This window comes from Methylobacterium mesophilicum (assembly GCF_022179445.1).
Lineage (GTDB): Bacteria > Pseudomonadota > Alphaproteobacteria > Rhizobiales > Beijerinckiaceae > Methylobacterium > Methylobacterium mesophilicum.
The window spans coordinates 1-1,751 of sequence record NZ_BPQU01000078.1; the positions used below are offsets into that span (position 1 = coordinate 1).

2 protein-coding genes are annotated in these 1,751 nt (G+C 63.7%); both read left to right on the plus strand.

The genetic code is table 11. The features are described 5' to 3' along the window. Positions 1-204: hypothetical protein (locus MFF40_RS28265; protein WP_238263128.1), on the plus strand; the 204-nt coding region annotated here is incomplete at its 5' end. Positions 205-244: 40 nt separating this feature from the next. Continuing rightward, entirely contained in the window at positions 245-1,681 is a 1,437-nt protein-coding gene (locus MFF40_RS28270; protein ID WP_238263129.1) for an IS1182 family transposase, read from the plus strand. Positions 1,682-1,751: the final 70 nt, after the last annotated feature.

Sequence of the window (1,751 nt, forward strand, 5' to 3'; positions counted from 1 at the left end):
TGGAGGCTGTGTGAAAAGAGGACGCCAAGCTGGGGATGTCCGGCCGCTTGGGATAGCGACGGGCAGGCTTTTTGCCCCCCCCATCCCGATCGTTGCAAGATCGCAAGGAAGCTCAAAGAAATCGGCGACGTCGATCGTTCGATCCCTGGATCTGAAATCTTCGACAGACAATCAGCGATTTATGGCAACATATATTTAATTTGATACTTTTTGTGTTAGACTTAGCCTCTAGCGGAGGCCCGGGATGACACGCTTTGTCCAAGCTGCAGATCGTCACCAGGTTGCCCTGCTTCCTGATTGCCTGGACGATTACGTCACGCAAGATAATCCAGCCCGCGTCGTCGATGTGTTTGTCGACGAATTGGATCTCGCAGCACTCGGCTTTGCCGGCGTGACGCCCGCCGCCACCGGTCGACCCGGCTATCACCCTGCGACGCTATTGAAGCTCTACCTGTACGGCTACTTGAACCAGATCCCGTCCAGCCGGCGCTTGGAGCGGGAGGCTGGCCGCAATGTCGAACTGATGTGGCTGATCGGCCGCCTCGCACCCGACTTCAAGACGATCGCCGACTTCCGACGCGAGAACGGGGATGCGCTTCGCGCGACCTGTCGGCACTTCGTGATGCTCTGCCGGCAGGTCGGTCTCCTGGCCGGAGGCGTCGTGGCCGTCGACGGCAGCCGGTTCAAGGCCGTGAACACGCGCGACCGGAACTTCACCCCGGCCGCGGTCCGCAGGCGCATCGAGCAGGTCGAGACGAGCATCGTGCGCTACCTCGCGGCCCTCGATACCGCCGACCGTCAGGAGGCCGAGGTGACAGAGCTTCGAACCCCACGCCTGAAGGAGCGGCTCTCTGCACTCCGGGATCGGCTGCGCGTGTTGCAGGCGATGGAGACGCTCGTCGAGGCCGCGCCGGACCGACAGATCTCGCTGACCGACCCCGATGCACGGGCCATGGCGACGAACGGTAAGGGCACCGGGCTCGTCGGCTACAACGTTCAGGCCGCGGTGGACACGAAGCATCACCTCGTCGTCGCCCATGAAGTGACCAACGTCGGCCACGACCGAACCCAGCTCGCCAATATCGCGGGGCAAGCTCAGGCCGCCGCGGGCGAGGAAGCCATCCAGGTTCTGGCGGATCGGGGCTACTTCTCCGGTGAGGAGATCCTAGCCTGCGACCGGGCGGGGATCGCGGTCACCCTGCCAAAGCCGATGACGTCCGGCGCGAAGGCCGAGGGCCGATTCGGCAAGCAGGACTTTGTCTACCAGGCGAGCGACGACACCTATCGCTGCCCGGGGGACCAGACGCTGACCTATCGCTTCGAGAGCATCGAGAACGGGATGACCCTACGGCGGTACTGGACGTCGGCCTGTTCGAATTGCCCGATCAAGACCTCCTGCACGCCCGCCGAGCAGCGTCGCATCACGCGTTGGGAACACGAGCACGTGCTGGAAGCCGTCCAGCGCCGGCTCGACGAGAACCCGAACGCGATGCGTGACCGCCGCCAGACGGTCGAGCACGTCTTCGGCACCCTGAAAGCCTGGATGGGAGCGACCCACTTCCTGACCCGGGGGCTGAGGAACGTGGCCGGTGAGATGAGCCTGCAGGTTCTTGCCTACAACATGAAGCGGGTGATCGCGATCCTCGGTGCCGGCCCGCTCATCGCAGCCATCCGAGGCTGAAAGCCCGGTCCCTTTGGGCCTTGCGCTGTCAGGTCCGTCCAGTCCGCAAACGCGTTCTCACACAGCCTCG

What these genes read in the sequence shown, in the direction of transcription:
- MFF40_RS28270 (WP_238263129.1), top strand. Translation starts at nt 245, where the DNA reads ATGACACGCTTTGTCCAAGCTGCAGATCGTCACCAGGTTGCCCTGCTT.